Annotated in this window: 17 protein-coding genes and 2 pseudogenes; 16 read left to right on the plus strand and 3 right to left on the minus strand. The window is 72.6% G+C overall.

Features of this window, described 5'->3' with window-relative positions; all coding sequences use genetic code 11:
* The 11 genes and pseudogenes from RM572_RS28045 to RM572_RS28095 form a co-directional block, all read left to right on the plus strand.
* Nucleotides 1-321 (plus strand): annotated as a pseudogene (locus RM572_RS28045) (hypothetical protein); the annotation flags it as partial.
* Between the two features lie 465 nt (nt 322-786).
* On the plus strand, nt 787-948 hold the full coding sequence (locus tag RM572_RS28050) for a hypothetical protein (protein ID WP_311676185.1): 162 nt from the start codon (nt 787-789) through the stop codon (nt 946-948).
* A gap of 69 nt (nt 949-1017) precedes the next feature.
* A complete protein-coding gene (locus RM572_RS28055; protein WP_311676186.1) occupies nt 1018-1182 on the plus strand; it encodes a hypothetical protein in 165 nt (54 codons plus the stop codon).
* 206 nt (nt 1183-1388) lie between these two features.
* A complete protein-coding gene (locus tag RM572_RS28060) occupies nt 1389-1556 on the plus strand; it encodes a hypothetical protein (RefSeq protein ID WP_311676187.1) in 168 nt (55 codons plus the stop codon).
* A gap of 144 nt (nt 1557-1700) precedes the next feature.
* A complete protein-coding gene (locus tag RM572_RS28065; RefSeq protein WP_311676188.1) occupies nt 1701-3605 on the plus strand; it encodes an alpha/beta fold hydrolase in 1905 nt (634 codons plus the stop codon).
* The gene (locus tag RM572_RS28070) at nt 3602-4222 is read left to right on the plus strand and encodes a hypothetical protein (protein ID WP_311676189.1); all 621 of its coding nucleotides are present in this window, start codon (nt 3602-3604) and stop codon (nt 4220-4222) included. Before RM572_RS28065 ends, RM572_RS28070 begins: the two co-directional genes overlap by 4 nt.
* A gap of 125 nt (nt 4223-4347) precedes the next feature.
* A complete protein-coding gene (locus tag RM572_RS28075; protein WP_311676190.1) occupies nt 4348-6084 on the plus strand; it encodes an ABC transporter ATP-binding protein in 1737 nt (578 codons plus the stop codon).
* A gap of 113 nt (nt 6085-6197) precedes the next feature.
* Nucleotides 6198-7439 (plus strand): NAD(P)/FAD-dependent oxidoreductase, encoded by a 1242-nt coding sequence (locus RM572_RS28080; RefSeq protein WP_311676191.1) that lies wholly within the window; start codon nt 6198-6200, stop codon nt 7437-7439.
* A gap of 116 nt (nt 7440-7555) precedes the next feature.
* Nucleotides 7556-8566, plus strand: a complete 1011-nt coding sequence (locus RM572_RS28085; RefSeq protein WP_311676200.1) for an ABC transporter ATP-binding protein — start codon at nt 7556-7558, stop codon at nt 8564-8566.
* The gene (locus tag RM572_RS28090; RefSeq protein ID WP_311676192.1) at nt 8563-9324 is read left to right on the plus strand and encodes an ABC transporter permease; all 762 of its coding nucleotides are present in this window, start codon (nt 8563-8565) and stop codon (nt 9322-9324) included. The genes RM572_RS28085 and RM572_RS28090 overlap by 4 nt, the downstream gene beginning before the upstream one ends.
* Nucleotides 9321-9788: a thiol-disulfide oxidoreductase DCC family protein gene (locus RM572_RS28095; RefSeq protein ID WP_311676193.1), complete on the plus strand. Its 468-nt coding sequence runs from the start codon at nt 9321-9323 to the stop codon at nt 9786-9788. The genes RM572_RS28090 and RM572_RS28095 overlap by 4 nt, the downstream gene beginning before the upstream one ends.
* A gap of 210 nt (nt 9789-9998) precedes the next feature.
* On the opposite strand, the pseudogene RM572_RS28100 reads toward RM572_RS28095, so the two are convergent.
* Nucleotides 9999-10346: pseudogene (locus tag RM572_RS28100) on the minus strand (Uma2 family endonuclease); the annotation flags it as partial.
* A gap of 166 nt (nt 10347-10512) precedes the next feature.
* Between RM572_RS28100 and RM572_RS28105 the strand changes: the two are divergent.
* Nucleotides 10513-11724 carry a cysteine desulfurase-like protein gene (locus RM572_RS28105; protein ID WP_311676194.1) on the plus strand — a complete coding sequence of 404 codons (1212 nt, stop codon included), beginning with the start codon at nt 10513-10515 and terminating at the stop codon, nt 11722-11724.
* Between the two features lie 49 nt (nt 11725-11773).
* On the opposite strand, the gene RM572_RS28110 is transcribed toward RM572_RS28105, so the two are convergent.
* Nucleotides 11774-12547, minus strand: a complete 774-nt coding sequence (locus RM572_RS28110; RefSeq protein ID WP_311676195.1) for a TetR/AcrR family transcriptional regulator — start codon at nt 12545-12547, stop codon at nt 11774-11776.
* A gap of 87 nt (nt 12548-12634) precedes the next feature.
* Between RM572_RS28110 and RM572_RS28115 the strand changes: the two genes are divergently transcribed.
* Nucleotides 12635-13663 carry an ATP-binding cassette domain-containing protein gene (locus tag RM572_RS28115; protein ID WP_311676196.1) on the plus strand — a complete coding sequence of 343 codons (1029 nt, stop codon included), beginning with the start codon at nt 12635-12637 and terminating at the stop codon, nt 13661-13663.
* Complete coding sequence (locus tag RM572_RS28120) at nt 13656-14399, plus strand: ABC transporter permease (protein ID WP_311676197.1); 744 nt, start codon at nt 13656-13658, stop codon at nt 14397-14399. The genes RM572_RS28115 and RM572_RS28120 overlap by 8 nt, the downstream gene beginning before the upstream one ends.
* Before the next feature lie 256 nt (nt 14400-14655).
* Here the strand turns inward: RM572_RS28120 and RM572_RS28125 are convergent, their stop codons facing one another.
* Entirely contained in the window at nt 14656-15141 is a 486-nt protein-coding gene (locus RM572_RS28125) for a GNAT family N-acetyltransferase (RefSeq protein WP_311676198.1), read from the minus strand.
* A gap of 281 nt (nt 15142-15422) precedes the next feature.
* On the opposite strand from RM572_RS28125, the gene RM572_RS28130 reads away from it, so the two are divergent.
* Both RM572_RS28130 and RM572_RS28135 read left to right on the plus strand, forming a co-directional pair.
* Nucleotides 15423-16604, plus strand: coding sequence for a zinc-dependent alcohol dehydrogenase (locus RM572_RS28130; protein ID WP_311676201.1), 1182 nt, complete (start codon nt 15423-15425; stop codon nt 16602-16604).
* A 270-nt stretch (nt 16605-16874) separates the two neighbouring features.
* The gene (locus tag RM572_RS28135) at nt 16875-17495 is read left to right on the plus strand and encodes a flavodoxin family protein (RefSeq protein WP_311676199.1); all 621 of its coding nucleotides are present in this window, start codon (nt 16875-16877) and stop codon (nt 17493-17495) included.
* Nucleotides 17496-17618: the final 123 nt, after the last annotated feature.

Genomic DNA, 17618 nt, shown 5'->3' on the forward strand with positions numbered 1-17618 from the left:
GGCGAAGGCGCCGAGACGATCCGCGCCGTGGCCCTCCAAGGACTCCCACCCGGCGACATCCACGCCCCCGCCGCCTTCCTCCGCCACCGCCTCCTGCGCTACCTCCCACCCCTCCCCCACTGGCCCACACCCCCACCCGCGCCCAAGTCACCCACCACACCCACACCCCCGCCCACGGCCCCGAAGGTCTCCCTCACCAAACCCACCCCACCCCGCCCCGGCAGCCCCGCCCACATCATCCAGAACGGCGGCACCTGGCGCGAAGCCCTTCACGCCGCCGCGGTTCCCATGGGTGTGATTCAGGAACGTCGCCCCTGTTGAATGATGAATTACGGCCGAGGCGAATCTTCCGCAGCGGCGGAAATTGTTCAGGACTTGACGCGGTATTTGCTTTCGGTCGTGCTCGAATGGGGCGGCATCCATGGGGGCCGGGTTAAACATCGAATCCCCGCGCATTGGTGAAACCGGAAGTTCGTGCGGTCGGAAATCGGCGCAGCAGGACCCGTGTTGAGCTGGGCGGATGGGGTGACGCGACGTCATATCGCCGTGTCATGCCGGTCCGTGACGGATGTCACCGGCTTGGTCGAACGGCTCGACCACCCTGGACGCGCGAATTTCCCGCCACTAGCGTCCCGAACGTCTCGAGACAGGACGAGCCCCTTGTGCGGCACGTCATCGTTCTACGGTGCCGCATGGACCCCGGGGGAATTCTCCGCAGGTCACGGCCGAGACCTGTGAATTCCTTCCCATGTGGTCACTTCCGTCCCCAGCGAGAAGGAGCAGCAGATGCTGGAAGAGCACGTCAACGCGACGCTGAACCGTCCGATTGAGGACCAGCCGGCCCAGTACCTGGGCGAGCAGGAGCCGGTCATGACCGCTGTGGCCGCGTTCACCGCCGGTGCGGCAGTGGTGACCGGCGCCTACGCCGTCGGCAAGGCCGTCGGCTGACGCAGGGTCACGGCTGACATCACGTCAACCCGACCGATCGGAAAATTTCGATCCGGAAGGAGGCTCGCGATGAGAGACCTCGAGTCCTTCGCGAACCAGGAGCTGGCCGACGCCGCGACGGACGGCAGCATCCACGAAACCACCGGTCCGGTGCTGACCCTGGCGGCCTTCGCGGCCGGCGCGGCCGCAGCCGGTGCCGTCGTCACCGCCTACGAGGCGGGGGCCGGCAACTGAGTTGACGGGGCGTTCCCTCGAACCGTTCCACGTGTCCCACGTGTGCCACGTGACCTGTTCGTGAACGCGGCTGCCGGGCCGGCGCCCGGTGCTGGAGCCCGGCCCGGCTGCCGCACGGGAGAGCACGTCAACGCGACGCTGAGCCGTCCCTCTCAGGACGGTACCGCAGCAAGCCAGGTGACCGAATCCTCAGAACAGAAGGAGACATGATGAACGACGTCGAGTCCTTCATCAACGTGGAGCTCGCCGACGCCGACGCGGACGGCAGCATCCACGAGACCACCGGTCCGGTGCTGACCCTGGCGGCCTTCGCGGCCGGCGCGGGCGCCGCCGCCGCCGTCGTCACCGCCTACGAGGCGGGCGCCGACGGCTGATGCCGAGCGCCACCCCGAACGGGTCCGCCTGACCCGTTCCGCCGGTGCCGCCGGGCCGGGTCCCCCCACGATTCGCCCGGCCCGGCGGCACCGGACCACTCAAGGAACGAGCCGTGCAGGAAAGCACCTGACGAAAGAGTTCCCGTGAGGTTCCCACGCCAACTCGCCTCCGCCGTCTTCGCCCCCGCCCCCCTGTCCCGCAGTCGCGCCCTCGCCGTCAGCGAGCGCCTGGCCGCCGCCACCACGCTGACCTCCTCGCTGGAGTACCTGACCCAGCATCGGGAGAGAGGGCCCGGCGGCTTCAACGACTGGGAGGTCGTCAAGGACGGCCAGGCCGGATCGGCCCCCCTGACCCGCCGTCTCCTCGACCTGGTGAGCGGTGAGCGGACGACCACGGCGCTGCATGTGGCGCGCGCGGCGGTCAGCGCCGGGATGATGCTGCCCGGCGGCGCCCGCAGGCGCGGCCTCGGCAACCTCTTCCTCGGCGCGAGCACCGCCCTCCTCTACCCCCGTCACCGCTACGGCACCGACGGCTCCGACCAGGTCTCCACCCTCGTGCAGGCGGCCACCGGCGTCGCCCGCCTCTCCGGCAGCACGGCCGTCCAGGACGCCGCCCTGTGGTACATGGCGCTGCAGTCCAACCTGTCCTACGTGGTGTCCGGCTGGGTGAAGCTGCTCGGCGAGTCCTGGCGGGACGCCTCCGCCCTGCCCGGCGTGATGCGCACCCGCACCTACGGCTGCGAACCCGCCTTCCGGCTCGCGCAGAAACACCCCGTACCCGCGCGCTACCTGACGCACGGCGTGCTGGCGCTGGAATGCCTGTTCCCCGTGGCGTACCTCTTCGGCGGCCGGCTGACCCGCCCGGTCCTCGCCGGCGCCGGTGCGTTCCACCTGACGAACGGCTTCGCGATGGGCCTGGGCCGCTTCGTCACCTCGTTCACCGCCATGCACCCTGCCGTCGCCTACACCGCGACCCCGAAGACCCACCCGGCCGTCGCCGGGCGCGACGACCGCATGCTGAAGGTCGTCGGCGGCGCCCTCGCCCTCGCGGCCGCCGGTGCCGGGGCGACGGCCGTGCAGCGACGGCTGCGGGTGCGGGAGGGGTGGCCGACCTCGGCGCACGTCACCACCCGCGCCGGGAACCGCCTCCAGTACGAGATCATGTCGCACGGCGCCGCCGACAAGCCGTTCGTGCTCTTCTGCGCCGGACTCGGCACCACCTCCGAGCAGTGGGGCTGGATCACCGAGTCCCTGGCCCGTGAGACCGACTACGGCGTCCTCACCTACGCCCGCGCCGGCTACGCCGGAAGCGACTACCGCAGCGCCGACCCCTACCGGCTGACCGAGTCCGTGGACGATCTGGTCGATCTGGTCCGCGGCGCCGTCCCCGAGGGGCGCACGGTGCTGCTGGTCGGCCACTCGCTCGGTGGCGAGCTGTGCCGCCGCGCCGCCGTACGGCTCGGCGACCGCACGCACGGTGTCGTCTACCTCGACTCCGCGCACCCCATGGAACTCAACCGGTCCGCGCAGCAGAGCAAGTCCGCGAGGCTGCTTCCCGAGTCGCTGCACCTCATGGACTGGTCGTTGCGCATCGGCCTCGGCGCGCTGATCTCCCGCCCCGACTGGCTGCGCGAACTGCCGCAGAACTACCAGTCGCGCGCGTTCGCGCAGTACGCCGACGCCCGCGCATGGAAGGCCGCGCGCCGCGAATGGGCCGCCGTCGAGGAGGACTTCCGCGCCCAGGACGGCGACCTCGACGCCATCGACGCGCACGCGCTCGTCATCTCCGCCCAGCGGACGACGGACCGCGACCCCGAACAGCTCCTGATGCACAACGAACTGGGCAGGGCCCACGAGGGCCCGGGCAACCGGGTGGAGTCGCTGGTCGTGGAGGACGCCGACCACGGCGCGCTGCTGATGTCCTCGCGGCACGGGCTGCGGGTCGCCGCGCGCATCGTCGACTTCCTCGACGCCACCACCGGTGGCAGGAAGCCGTCCGCGAGCGGACGGGACCGCGTGCAGAAGACCGTGAAGGGGAGGAAGCCGTGAACTCCGCACCTCGGCGGGCGGCGCAGAAGCTGCTGACCGGACCGGGCAGTACCACCCGCATCGCGGGCGCCGTCCTGCTCGCCGCCACCCTCGCCGCCCAGCACCCGAACCGGGCGTTCAACCGGATGCAGAGGAAGGACACCTTCTCGCTGCTGCCCAACTGGCGGTTCTTCGCCCCGACTCCGGCGATGCACGACTACCACCTGCTGTACCGGACGCTCGGGCAGGACGGCGAGTCGTCCCGCTGGAAGGCCGTGGACATCATCACCGGCCGGAAACCTCACCAGATCGTGTGGTTTCCCACGCGCCGCCCCGAGAAGGCTTGCTTCGACGTCTGCGGCGAGATCCTCCAGCTCATCGACAAGGGCTTCCCCGTCGTCACCCAGACGCCCGCCTACCGGGTGCTCGCCGCCTACCTGCGGCGGCGCATCCGCCAGGACGGCGCCGGGGACGCGCGCGGCTTCCAGTTCACGCTGGTCCGGGCGAGCGGCTACGACACCTCGGAGAAGCCCGAGACGATCTTCGTCTCGCCGCTGACTCCGATGGACCCCGCACGGCCCCTCGAGACGCGCGGCGCCGGCGGCTCAGGACCACCCACACACAAGGAGCCCGCCTGATGGATTCCTCCGTCATGATCATCATCCTGATCGTCATCTTCGTGATCATCGGCATCGTCTGGAAGTCCGGAGGCACATGAGCGGCGACACGACCTGAGCAGCAGTACGACCGCAGGGAGGACGCGTTGAACATCCGGGAGATCGCCGCCCGACACCGGCTGCTGCTCGGCGGCGGCATCGTACTCGGCCTGCTGGGCGCCGCCGCGTCGCTCGCCCAGCCCTGGCTCATCGGACGCCTCGTCGAAGCGGTGGCCGGCGACGAGAGCCTCGCCTGGCCCATCGCCCTCATCGCGCTGATGTTCACCGCCGACGCGGTCTTCGCCGCCGGCCACGCCTACCTCATCGGGCGGGCCGGGGAGAACATCGTCCACGACATGCGGCAACTGCTCGTCGGCCGCCTGCTGCGCGCCGACACCGCCGCCTTCGCCCGCCTCGACCGCGGCGACGTCTTCACCCGCGTCGTCACCGACACCTCCTCCGCACGCATCCCGCTGTCCCAGGCCCTCGCGCAGATCGTCACCCACGGCTTCACCGTCGTCGGCGGCATGACGCTGATGGCGCTCATCGACTGGCGGCTGCTGCTGCTCACCGTCGGCTGCCTCGGCGGCGCCAGCCTCGTGTCGCTGGTGCTCGCCCGCCGGGTGCGCCGCGCCAGCCTCACCAACCGGGAGGACACCGGCGCGTTCGGCTCCGGCGTGCAGCGGGTGATGAGCGCGCTCAGCACCGTCAAGGCGTTCCGCGCCGAACAGCGGGAGAGCGAACGGGTCGGCGGCCTCGCCGACACCGCCCGCCGCTCCGGCGCGCGCGTCCACGCGTACTCGGCGATGTTCACGCCCGCCATGAACGTCGGCACCCAGCTCTCGCTGGCCGTCGTCATCGGGTGGGGCATGACCCGCGTGGCCACCGGCTCCATGCCGCTCGCCGACCTCACCGCGTTCGTGATGTACCTCTTCTACCTGGTGTCGCCGCTGGTGCTGCTGTTCCTGGCGATCGGCCAGCTCCAGCAGGGCCGCGCCGCCATCACCCGGGTGAGCGAACTCGCTGCCGTGCCGCAGGAGGAGGCCGGACCCGCCGAGCCGGTCGTCCCCGCCCGCGCCCCGCACGCCGGGCCGGGGCCCGCGCCCGCGGTGCGCTTCGACCACGTCTCCTTCGGCTACGGCGAGGACGCCGACGTCCTCCGCGACGTCACCTTCACCGTCCCCGAACGCGGACTGACCGCCATCGTCGGCCCGTCCGGCGCCGGCAAGACCACCGTCCTCCAGCTCATCGAACGCTTCTACCGGCACAGCTCCGGCACCGTGCAGGTCGGCGGCACCGACGTGGCCGCCATGCCGCTGGACCGGCTGCGCGGCATGATCGGCTACGTCGAGCAGCAGAGTTCCCTGATGCGCGGCACCGTCCGCGACAACCTCACCTACGCCGCGCCCGACGCGTCCGACGACGACATCGCCCGCGCCGTCACCCTCGCCGGGCTGCGCGACGTGCTCGCCGCCCTGCCCGACGGCCTCGACACCGAACTCGGCGAAGCGGGCCACGGCCTCTCCGGCGGTCAGGCCCAGCGCCTCGCCGTCGCCCGCGCCCTGCTCACCCGGCCCCGCGTCGTCCTCCTCGACGAGGCCAGCTCCCACCTGGACAGCAACGCGGAAGCCGCGCTGCGCGACGCCCTCGCCGGCGTCGCCGCCGACTGCGCGGTCGTCACCGTCGCCCACCGCATCTCCACCATCGCCGAAGCCGAACGGATCCTCGTCCTCGAGGACGGCAGGATCCGCGCCGACGGCACCCACCACGACCTGCTGGCGACCGACGACCTCTACCGGCGCCTGGTCTCCCAGCAACTCGACGCGGTCGGCGCCCCCGGCTGACACACGCCCGCGCGGGGCCCGGACCCGGACTCCGCACGCCCGCTGCGCGCCGCGCGTCCATGGGCGGCGCGCGCCCGCCGCGTACCGAACCTGACGAGAAAGGCGGTCTGCACATGGAGAACACCACCTCCCACTGGGACGTCGTCGTGGTCGGCGGAGGCCCCGCCGGGGCCTGCACCGCGGGCCTGCTCGCCAAGAAGGGCCGCCGGGTCCTGGTGCTGGAGAAGGAGGTCTTCCCCCGCTACCACATCGGCGAGTCCATGATCACCGGCATGATCAGCGTCACCGACGAACTGGGTGTCACCGACCGCATCGAGGCCGAGGGCTTCGAGCACAAGCCCGGCCTCAGCCTCGTCTGGGGCAGCGAACACGCCCTCTGGGACATCAAGTTCAAGGAGGCCGGGCCGTACGCGCACTCGTACCACGTGGACCGCGACCGGTTCGACGAGATCCTGCTCGACCGCGCCGCGGAACTCGGCGCGACCGTGCGGCAGGGCGCGCCCGTGAAGGAGCCGCTGGTCGAGGACGGCCGCGTCTGCGGCGTGCGCTACCAGCACGACGGGCGGACGCACGAGGCCCGCGCCACGACGGTCGTCGACGCCTCCGGCCAGGGCCGCGTCGTCTCCCGCCACTTCTCCGACATCACCTGGCACCCGGACCTGAAGAACCTCGCCGTGTGGAGCTACTTCACCGGCACCGGCCGTCTCCCCGGCGACCAGCACGGCAACATCCTGGTCGAGCGCGTCAAGGACCGCACCGGCTGGTTCTGGGGCATCCCGCTCGGCGCGGACCGGATGAGCGTCGGGTTCGTCGCCCCCGTCGAGGACGTCCGCGTCGAACGCGGCGACCTGGAGGGCTTCTTCGACGCCCGGCTGAAGGAGACCGAGCACCTGCGCGACCTGCTCGACGGCAGCCGCTGCGTCGAGGAGTACCGCACCGCCCGCGACTGGTCGTACATGGCGCACGACTACTGGGGCCCCGGCTGGGTGTCGGTGGGCGACGCGTCCTGCTTCGTCGACCCGCTGCTGTCCAGCGGCGTGTGCCTCGGCATGCTCTGCGCCGTGCCGCTCGCCGACGGCCTCGACCTGGCGCTCGACGCACCGGAGAAGGAGAGCCGTGTCCTGGACCAGTACGCCGACGGCTGCCGCACCTTCCACCAGGGCATCACCGACTACGTGATGTTCTTCTACGAGCAGGAGCGCGACAAGGAGGACTACTTCGAGCGCGCCCACTCCATCGCGAACAACCCGCTGTTCACCTCGCCCCGCGCCGGGTTCGTCGGTCTCGTGTCGGGTATCGCCGGAATGAAGTCGGTCTTCGGCATGTACGGAGAGGAGGCGGCCGCCGCACGATGAGCACCACGACCACCGGCACGGCCACCACCGGAACGGCCGCGGGCGCCGCCGGAACGGCTGCGGGCGCCGCCCCCGAGGGCGGCGCACCGGCCGGGCCGCCGGGCGCGACGGACACCGTGATCGAGGCGTCCGGCCTGTGGCGCCGCTACGGACGCGGGGCCACGGCCTTCGACGCCGTCCGGGGCGTCTCGTTCTCCGTCCGGCGGGGTGAGATCTTCGGGCTGCTCGGCACCAACGGCGCCGGCAAGACCTCCACCGTCGAACTCCTCGAAGGGCTCGCCGCCCCCAGCAAGGGGACCGTCCGCCTCTTCGGCGCGCACGACCCGTACCGCGACCGCGCCGCCGTACGACCGCACACCGGCGTGATGCTCCAGGAGGGCGGCCTGCCCACCGACCTGACCGCCGCCGAGTCGCTGCGCATGTGGTCCGGCTTCACCAGCGATCCCGGGCCCGTGGACGAGGCGCTGGACGCCACGGGCCTCGGACCGCGCGGCGACGTGCTGGTCAAGAACCTCTCCGGGGGCGAGAAGCGCCGCCTGGACCTGGCCATGGCCACTCTCGGGTCGCCGGACGTCCTCTTCCTCGACGAGCCGACCACCGGCATGGACCCGGAGGGCCGCCGGGCCACCTGGGACCTCATCACCTCCCTCAAGGAGCGCGGCACGACCATCGTGCTCACCACGCACTACCTGGAGGAGGCCGAACGGCTCGCCGACCACCTGGCGATCATGCAAGCAGGCCGGATCGCCACGTCCGGCACCGTCGAGGAGATCGTCGCGGCCTCGCCCTCCACGCTGTCCTTCCGGCTGCCGGACGACCGCGCCGCCGGGGACCTGCCGGGACTCGGCACGCTGGGCGCGAGCGACGTGCACACCGAGGACGGCACAGTGCACGTCTCCACCCACGACCTCCAGCGGACCGCCACCGACCTGCTCGTATGGGCGCGGGGGGAGGGCGTCGCCCTCGCCGGACTGCACGCCCGCTCCGCCTCCCTGGAGGAGGTCTTCCTCCAGGTCGCCCAGGACGGAACCGCCGGCGCGGACGACCCAGCCGGCGCGGACGACCCAGCCGGCGCGGACCGCACCGACGGCGGAGACGGTGACCCGGCGGAGGGAGGCACCCGATGACGACCGACATCACCCGCAGGTCGCTGGCCGCACTGACCCGCGCCGAACTCACCCTGCTGGTCCGCAACAAGACCCACGTGTTCACCGTTTTCCTGGCGCCCGCCCTGCTGACGCTCGGCATGATCCCGGTCTTCGACACGTACAGGATGCCGATGAGCACCCTGGTGCCGACGATGGCCGCCACCGCGCTCGGCTTCACCCTCGTCATGGGCGTCTACAGCACGCTCACCGCCACCTACGTGGTGCGGCGCGAGGGATACGTGCTCAAGCGGTTCCGCACCGGGCAGGCGTCCGACACCGTCCTGCTCGGCGGCACCGCCGTCCCCGTCGTCCTCACCTCCGCGCTCCAGGCGCTGCTGCTCGTCGTCGGCATCGCCGCCGTCACCGGCACCCTGCCGGGCCGACCGTTGCTGCTGCTCGTGGGCTTCCTGCTCGGCATCCCGCTGACCGCCGCGTTCGCGGCGATCACCTCCGCGTGGACCCGTACGGCGGAGAGCGCCGGCGTGTCGGTCTTCCCCGGCATGATGGTCCTGCTGCTGACCTCCGGCATGCTCATCCCGTTCTCCGCGCTGCCGGACGTGGCCGGCGATGTCGCGCAGGTGCTGCCGTTCACGCCGGTCGTGGAACTCGTCAAGCACGGCTGGAGCGGCGAGGTCGTCTGGGCGCAGGACCTGGCCCGCATCGCCGCGCTGCTGGTGTGGAACGCGCTGCTGCTCGTCGCCGCGCGCCGCGTCTTCAAGTGGGAGCCCCGGACATGACGGGGGCGCCCGCGTGGGAGCGCCCCGAGGGCGCGCTGCTCGTGTACGACGGCGACTGCGGCTTCTGCACCACGGCGGTCGGCTTCGTGCAGCGGCGGCTGCGTCCCCGCTGCACGGCCGTCCCCTGGCAGTTCTCCGATCTCGACGCTCTCGGCGTCACGGAGGAACGCGTCCAGCACGAGGTGCTGTGGGTGACCCCCGTCGGCACGGTGTGGGGTGGCGCGGAGGCCGTGGGCAAGATCCTGCTCAACGCGCGCGGCGCGTGGCCCGTGGTCGGCGGCGTGCTGATGCTCCCGCCGCTGCGCCGGCCCCTCCGCGGCCTCTACCGCCTCGTCGCCGCCAACCGCCACCGGCTTCCCGGCGGCACCCCCGCGTGCGCGATCCGTCCGCCCGCCGCCGACGGCCCTGCTCCCGACGGCCCTGCAGCCGGCCCCGCCACCGGGCCGGGCCGGCCGTCGGGATAGGTCACGCGTCGGGGTAGGTCCGCAGGTCGCCGGTGTCGACCGTCCAGTCCCCGATCCGTACCGTCTCCCCGAACGCGTAGTCGCTTCGTGTGCGGTAGCGAGGACCGTCGCCGCCCGGCGTGCTGCCGGGATCGGAGAGTGCGGCGATCGTGCCCTTCCGCGGTCGACCAGCAGGTAGAGCGGGATGCCCATGGCTGGATAGTCGTGCATCTTCTCCACGTAGTCCGTGGAGTGGTTCGACGGGGAGACGATCTCGCCGACGAGCAGGACGTCGCGCGGGTGGAACGGAGCCATCGTCGCCTCGGCGAAGACCACGTCCGGCACCACGATCAGGTCGGGGCGTCGGAGCCTGCCGAGCGACGGGTCCTCCACCTCGCCGCCCGTGTGGGCGACGAGGCCGGCCGGCAGCTGCCGGTCGAGCTGCTGACGCACCCGCAGGGCGGCGAACTCGTGCGGGCGTGGCGGAGACCTCCTCATGACGATCTGGTCCCCGCTGATCTCGTAGTCGCGGAACGCGTCCGGCGCGTGCCGCGCCAGTTCCTCGGCGTAGGCGCGCATCCGTGCGTGGTCCACGACGGCCGCCTCTCAGGCTTCGCTTTTCGCTCCGGACCAGCCTAGCGAGGAGGCCCGCCCGGGGTGGACAACTGGCGCCTCGTCGTGATCCGGTCACGGAGGTCCCCGCCCCAGGTGTGAGGGTGAGGGCGCCGCCGAGTGAGGGAGTGCGATGGGCATCGACGTGGCAGCGGTCCGGGAGGACTTTCCCGCGCTGGCGGACGGGACGGCGTTCTTCGACGGGCCGGGTGGTACGCAGACGCCGCGGCAGGTCGCCGGGGCCGTCGCCGACGCGATGTGTTCCGGCATCTCCAACCGGGGCACCGTCACCGCCGCCGAGCACCGCGCGGAGGCGGCGGTGCGGGAGGGACGGCAGGCCATGGCGGACCTGCTGGGCTGCGATCCGCGCGGCGTGGTCTTCGCCCGGTCCGCGACCCAGGCCACCTACGACGTGTCGCGCGCGCTGGCCAACGAGTGGGCGCCGGGGGACGAGATCGTCGTGACGCGGCTCGACCACGACTCCAACATCCGCCCGTGGGTCCAGGCCGCGGACGCCGCGGGGGCCGCCGTGCGGTGGGCCGGCTTCGACCCGGAGAGCGGCGAGCTGACCGTCGACCACGTCCGCGCCGCGCTGGGCGCCCGTACCCGGCTGGTCGCCGTGACCGGCGCCTCGAACGTCCTCGGCACCCGCCCCGACCTGCCCGCGCTCGCCGAAGCCGTGCACGAGGCCGGCGCACTGCTGTACGTGGACGGCGTGCACCTCACGCCGCACGCGCCGGTCGATCTCGCCGCGCTGGGCGCCGACTTCTTCATGTGCTCGCCGTACAAGTTCCTCGGTCCGCACCACGGCGTGCTCGCCGCCTCGCCCACGCTGCTGGAACCGCTGCGCCCGGACAAGCTGCTGCCGTCCGCCGACGAGGTGCCCGAGCGGTTCGAACTGGGCACGCTGCCGTACGAGTTGCTGGCCGGCACCACGGCCGCCGTGGACTACCTGGCGTCCCTGGCCTCCACCGCACCGGACCGCCGCACGCGGGTCCTGGAGTCGATGCGGGCGCTGGAGCGGCACGAGGCCGCACTCTTCGCCCGGCTGCTGGACGGCCTCGCCCGTATCGAGGGCCTGCGCCTGCACGGCGCCCCCGAGCGGCGCACTCCGACGGCGTACTTCACCGTCGGCGGGGTGCCGGGGCGCGCGGTGCACGAACAGCTCGCCCGCCGAGGGGTGAACGCTCCCGCGAGCCACTTCTACGCCCTGGAGGCGTCCCGCCACCTCGGCCTCGGGGACGCGGGCGCCGTCCGTGCCGGGCTGGCGCCGTACACGAACGCCGACGACGTGGACCGGCTGCTCGACGGCCTCGCCGAGATCGCGGCGGCTGCCGCGCGCTGAAGCGTGCGGTGAGGCGTGCGCTGAGGCGTGCCGCGAGCCCCGGCGGACGTCAGCCCGGGCGGCCGAGCCGGGCCTCGATGCCGTCCAGGGCGCGCTGGAGGCCGTAGGCGAAGTCGTCCTCCTCGGCGGCCGGTTCGAAGTCGGCGGAGGCGGAGAACACCCCGGCCTCGATGGCCGCCCGGAGGGCGGGGAGGCGGCCGTCGCCGGTGACGCGGCGCAGGAAGGATTCGTACGCGGCCCACCGTCGTCCGCTGGCGGGGTCGTCGCGGAGGGAGGCCTCCACGGTCGCCTGGCTGCGGACCAGGCCGCTGATCATCAGTGAGGTGCCGACCTTCTCGCCCTCCGTGAGCCCGGTCCCGTCGAGCACGGCCAACGACTGGTCGAGCCAGGCGAGTTGGTGCGGAGTGGCGGGTGGCCCGAAGGCGGTCACGACCCGCAGCGTCCAGGGGTGCGCCAGCAGCGCGTCCCGCACATGCGCCGCCCACTGCTCCAGTCCCCGGCGCCAGCCGAGGCCCTCCGCCAGCGGCGGCGGCGGGCCGAGTGCGGTGTCGACGGCCAGCGTGACCAGCTCGTCCTTGGTGTCCACGTAGCGGTAGAGCGCCATCGTGGAGACGCCGAGCTCCTTCGCCACGCGGCTCATCGACACGGCGTCGATGCCGTGGCCGTCGGCGATGCGTACCGCCGCTTCGACGATCCCCTCCAGCGTCAGGCCCCGCTTGGGCCCCTTGTGGGGGCGCGGGCGCAGGCCCCACGCCGCCTCGATCGCCGCCGGGAACGCGCCGTCCCCGGCTCCGTCCCGCTCCTCGTGCGCCTGCTGCTCCATGCGTCGTGAGTTTACGGCATACGCAATACCGTGTACGTTCTACACAGAAGCGTGTATGACGTACACAGAAGAACGGGGACGCTCACCATGACACGACAGTCGCACCCGCACCACGAGCCGGAACCAGCAGCCGCGCCCGCCCCCGGACTCGCCGTCGAGGCGCGCGGGCTCCACAAGGCGTACGGCGCGGTGCACGTCCTGGACGGCGTCGACCTCCGCGTCCGCAGCGGCGACGTCTTCGCCCTGCTCGGCCCGAACGGCGCCGGGAAGACCACCACCGTGCGCATCCTCGCCACCCTGCTGGCCGCAGACGGCGGCACCGCCCGGGTGGCCGGGCACGACGTGACCGCCGAACGGGCGCGGGTGCGGCGCGCCATCAGCCTCACCGGCCAGTACGCCGCCCTCGACGCACAGCAGACCGGCGCCGAGAACCTGCGGATGATGGCCCGCCTCTCCGGGCTGTCCCGTCCGGCGGCGGCACGGCGCGCGACGGAACTCCTCGAACGCTTCGACCTCGCCGGCGCCGCCCGACGCCGCGTCGCCACCTACTCCGGCGGCATGCGCCGCCGCCTCGACCTCGCCGCCTCGCTGGTGGGCGCGCCGTCCGTGCTCTTCCTCGACGAGCCCACGACCGGACTCGACCCGCGCAGCCGGCTCGCCGTGTGGGAGGTCGTGGGGGAGCTGGCGCGCGGCGGCGTGACCGTCTTCCTCACCACCCAGTACCTGGAGGAGGCCGACCGGCTCGCCGACCGCATCGCCGTCATCGACGGCGGACGGATCGTCGCCGAAGGCACCGCCGCCGAACTGAAGCGGCGCGTCGCCGGCACGCGCCTCGACCTGACGCTGACCGACCCGGCCGCCTACCGGCACGCCGCGGACCTCCTCGACACGCTGGTCGTCCGGCGCGACCCCGAACGCCTGCTGCTCGGCGTCACCACGGACGGCCGCGCGGCCGACGTACGGCGCCTGCTGGACGCCGTCGACCCCGAACACCGCCTCGTGCAGCGCTTCGCGCTGCACACCGCCACCCTCGACGACGTCTTCCTGACCCTCACCGGCGGCACCCCCGCCACCCCCGCCGCCGCCACCATCTCCGAGGAGAGCAGCCGTGTCTGACGCCCTGACGATGGTCGGCCGCTCGGTCCGCCTGACCACACGCAACACCGACGCCCTGATCACCGCGCTCGCCCTGCCGGTGATGCTCATGCTGGTCTTCGTCTACTTCTTCGGCGGCGCCATCGACACCGGCGGCGCCTACGTGCAGTACGTCGTGCCCGGTGTGCTGGTGCTCTGCGCCGGCTTCGGCGTCGGCAACACGGCGATCAGCGTGTGCGACGACATGGCCGGCGGCATCATCGACCGCTTCCGCTCCCTGGACGTGGGCGGCACGGCGGTGCTCGGCGGGCACGTCGCCGCCTCCGTGGTCCGGAACACCGCCGCGTCCGCGCTGGTCTTCGCGGTCGCCGCGGCCATCGGCTTCCGCCCGCAGGCCGGCCCCGCCCGGCTGTTCGCCGCCGTCGGCGTGCTCCTCGCCTTCGTGGTGGCCATGACCTGGCTCGCGGCGACCGTGGGCCTGCTCGCCAGGACGCCCGAGGCGGCGGGGGCGTTCACCTTCTTCGTGGCCTTCCTGCCCTACCCCTCCAGCGCCTTCGTGCGCATCGACAGCATGCCCGGCTGGCTGCACGGCTTCGCCGAACACCAGCCACTCACCCCGGTCATCGAATCGCTGCGCGCGCTGCTCCTCGACCAGCCTGCCGGCGACAGCCCGTGGCGCGCCCTCGCCTGGTGCGCCGTGCTCACCGTCCTCGGCATGGCCGCCTCCGCGGCCCTCTTCCGCCGCCGGATCCGCTGACGCCCCGTCCGGGTGCCGCGCGCCCGCCTCGGAAACGGCCGAGGTGAGCCGTTGTCAGTGCCGTGCTGTTCACTGAGCGGTGTCGGAGGAGCCGACGTGCCGAACGGTGCGGTCTCCCTCCGTGGCGGCCACCGCGTCGCCGCTGCCCGCCGTAAGCGCGGTACGGGGACCGGCGGGAGCGCCCTCGCGGGGGTGGGGCGCTCCGGCCGGACGCGGCTCCGCGCGCGGCGGGGCGGCGCCGGTTGCCGCCCCGCGCTCAGGCCGGAGCCTCCCACGCCATCCACATGCCCGGGTCGGCCAGCTGCCGGAACCCGTGCCGGGCGTACACCTCGTGGGCGTCGGCCGTCACCAGCGCGATGCGGCGCAGCCCGTACGGCTCCAGGTGCGCCCGGACGGCGGCCACCAGCGCCGAACCGACGCCCCGCCCGCGCGCGGCGCGGTCCACGTAGACGTCGCACAGCCAGGCGAACGTCGCGCCGTCGGTGATCAGGCGGGCGTAGCCGATCTGCCCCGGGGCGTCGCCGGAAGCGGAACCGGTGGCGTAGGCGCCGAAGTTGACGGACCCCGCGACGGCGCGTTCCAGCGTGTCGCGCGGTCGGCCCAGGGCCCAGTACGCGTCGGTGGACAGCCAGCGGTGCATCCTGTCCAGGTCCAGCCGGTCCGGATCGGTCGAGATGTCGTACCCGGCACCGCCACCGGCACGGACACCCGCCCGTCCCTCCTCGTGCAACGCCTCACTCATCCCGGCAGCATCCCATGCCCCTCCGCACCCACCGGGGCGGACGGGAGCCGGCCGTTCCTCCCCCGGCGGAACCCGGCCCGCAGACATGAAGACGGCCGGGGTCGCCACCCCGCGGCCACGCTGATCCGCCTCTGACCAGACCCCCTCACGCAACGTGAGAATCCCACTGGATCCGGTGGTCGGGGACGGTCGTCATGACGCGCAGACCGCGCTGTGCGTCTGTCGGGCCCGTGCGGGTACTCGCGAACCCTGCGAACCCGCGAGCAGGAGGGATGGCGATCATGAAGGCTGCGGTGTGGCACGGAAAGCGTGACGTGCGAGTCGAAGAGGTCCCGGACCCGACGATCAAGGAAGCCACCGACGCGGTCATCCGCGTCACCTCCACCGGTCTGTGCGGCTCCGACCTGCATCTCTACGAGGTACTGGGGCCTTTGATGGAGCCCGGTGACATCCTCGGGCACGAGCCGATGGGCGTGGTGGAGGAGATCGGGTCCGGCGTGCCGGGTCTGGCGCCGGGTGACCGTGTCGTCGTGCCGTTCCAGATCGCGTGCGGCGCGTGCTGGATGTGCGAGCGGGGGCTGATGACGCAGTGCGAGACCACCCAGGTGCGTGAGCAGGGCATGGGCGCAGCGCTGTTCGGCTACACCAAGCTGTACGGCCAGGTGCCGGGCGGGCAGGCAGAGTACCTGCGCGTCCCGCAGGCTCACTTCGGGCCGGTCAAGGTCGAGAGCGAAGCTGCGGACGACCGCTTCCTGTGCCTCTCGGACGTCCTGCCGACCGCGTGGCAGGCGGTCTCCTACGCGGACATCCCACCGGGCGGGTCGGTTGTCGTGCTGGGACTGGGCCCGATCGGCGACATGGCCTGCCGCATCGCCCTGCACCGGGGCGCGGGCACCGTGATCGGGGTGGATCTGGTGCCCGAGAGGCTGGAGCGGGTGCGTGCCCGCGGGGCAGAGGTGCTCGACCTCCGCGAGCACGACGACCTTGCCGCGGCGGTGAAGGAGCGCACCGGCGGGCGTGGAGCGGATTCGGTCATCGACGCCGTCGGCGCAGAGGCGCACGGCAGTCCCGTGAACAAGATGCTGCAGACGGTAGCGGGGCTGCTGCCGGGCAAGCTGGCCGAACGAGCGATGCAGACGGCCGGCGTGGATCGGCTCGCCGCTCTGTACACCGCGATCGACGTGGTGCGCCGCGGGGGCACGATCTCCCTGTCCGGCGTCTACGGCGGGGCCGCCGACCCGATGCCCATGCTGACGCTCTTCGACAAGCAGGTCACTCTGCGCATGGGCCAAGCCAACGTGCGCCGCTGGGTGCCCGACATTCTGCCGCTGCTGAGCGACCAGGATCCGCTCGGTGTCGACGAATTCGCCACCCACCACGTGTCGTTGGCCGAGGCGCCGGAAGCGTATGCCATGTTCCAGGCCAAGCGGGACGGTGCGGTGAAGGTCGTCTTCCGGCCCTGAGGACGCCGTTTCGCACGGGCGAACGCCCCGGAGACCGCCGGCTGCGGTCAACGGCGCGGGGCCAGCCGTCGTGCAGGCGGATCACAGCCGGGCGGGAAGGCGGTCGACGAACTGTCGTCCTCCGTCCACACCGGTCGGCCCCGGCCGCGTGATTACGCCGCGGCCCGGCGATGGCCCGCGCAGGGCGGCGGGTGGACGGACGCGCGTGGCGGCGGGGCGACCGGCGCGTCAGCCCGGTGACGGCGGGGCGCGTCGCTAGGCTCGCGCGCCATGGACATGGATCTCTCGCCGCTCACGGCTCTCGCCCTGGTCTGCACCCTCAACCGCTCGCCGGCGGAGTCCAGCAGCCAGTTGCTGGCCGAGCAGGTGCTGAACGAACTGCGCACGCAGGAGGTGTGCACCGAGCTGGTCCGCGTCGTGGACTACGACATCCTGCCGGGTGTGGCCGTCGACATGGGGGAGGGGGACCAATGGCCGCAGCTGCGCCAGAAGATCCTCGACGCCGACATTCTGGTGCTGGCCACGCCGGTGTGGCTGGGCCATCCCGCCAGCGTGGCCCAGCGCGTCCTGGAGCGGATCAACGCCGACATCTCCGCGACCGACGAACAGGGGCGGCCACTGCTGGGAGGGCGGGCCGGGATCGTGGCCGTGGTCGGCAACGAGGACGGCGCGCACAAGGTCGTCGCCGACGTGGTGCAAGGGCTGAACGACTGCGGGTTCTCCTTCGCACCGCAGGCCGCGACCTACTGGGTCGGTGAGGCCATGAGCGGCACCGACTACAAGGACCTCGAGAACACCCCTGACAACGTCGCCTCGACCACCCGGGCGCTTGCGGTGAGCACCGCCCACCTCGCCCGCGTCCTCCGCGAACGGCCCTACCCCGCCCTCTGAGCCTATTGAACGGGGACCGGCACCGTGGCGGCACCACGGGCCGCGGCACGCAGATCGGCCGCAACGTACTGCCGCCGCCCGCAGACCCCGGCCGTGAGGACCCTGAGCGCAGCGTGAAGCCGT

The organism is Streptomyces hazeniae (assembly GCF_031845485.1).
Classification (GTDB): Bacteria; Actinomycetota; Actinomycetes; order Streptomycetales; family Streptomycetaceae; genus Streptomyces; species Streptomyces hazeniae.

Excerpts from the sequence above, each read along its gene's own strand:
- RM572_RS28050 (WP_311676185.1), top strand. The coding sequence starts at position 787 with ATGCTGGAAGAGCACGTCAACGCGACGCTGAACCGTCCGATTGAGGAC.
- RM572_RS28055 (WP_311676186.1), top strand. The coding sequence starts at position 1,018 with ATGAGAGACCTCGAGTCCTTCGCGAACCAGGAGCTGGCCGACGCCGCG.
- RM572_RS28060 (WP_311676187.1), top strand. The coding sequence starts at position 1,389 with ATGATGAACGACGTCGAGTCCTTCATCAACGTGGAGCTCGCCGACGCC.
- RM572_RS28080 (WP_311676191.1), top strand. The coding sequence starts at position 6,198 with ATGGAGAACACCACCTCCCACTGGGACGTCGTCGTGGTCGGCGGAGGC.
- RM572_RS28090 (WP_311676192.1), top strand. The coding sequence starts at position 8,563 with ATGACGACCGACATCACCCGCAGGTCGCTGGCCGCACTGACCCGCGCC.
- RM572_RS28095 (WP_311676193.1), top strand. The coding sequence starts at position 9,321 with ATGACGGGGGCGCCCGCGTGGGAGCGCCCCGAGGGCGCGCTGCTCGTG.
- RM572_RS28105 (WP_311676194.1), top strand. The coding sequence starts at position 10,513 with ATGGGCATCGACGTGGCAGCGGTCCGGGAGGACTTTCCCGCGCTGGCG.
- RM572_RS28110 (WP_311676195.1), bottom strand. The coding sequence starts at position 12,547 with ATGGAGCAGCAGGCGCACGAGGAGCGGGACGGAGCCGGGGACGGCGCG.
- RM572_RS28115 (WP_311676196.1), top strand. The coding sequence starts at position 12,635 with ATGACACGACAGTCGCACCCGCACCACGAGCCGGAACCAGCAGCCGCG.
- RM572_RS28125 (WP_311676198.1), bottom strand. The coding sequence starts at position 15,141 with ATGAGTGAGGCGTTGCACGAGGAGGGACGGGCGGGTGTCCGTGCCGGT.
- RM572_RS28130 (WP_311676201.1), top strand. The coding sequence starts at position 15,423 with ATGAAGGCTGCGGTGTGGCACGGAAAGCGTGACGTGCGAGTCGAAGAG.
- RM572_RS28135 (WP_311676199.1), top strand. The coding sequence starts at position 16,875 with ATGGACATGGATCTCTCGCCGCTCACGGCTCTCGCCCTGGTCTGCACC.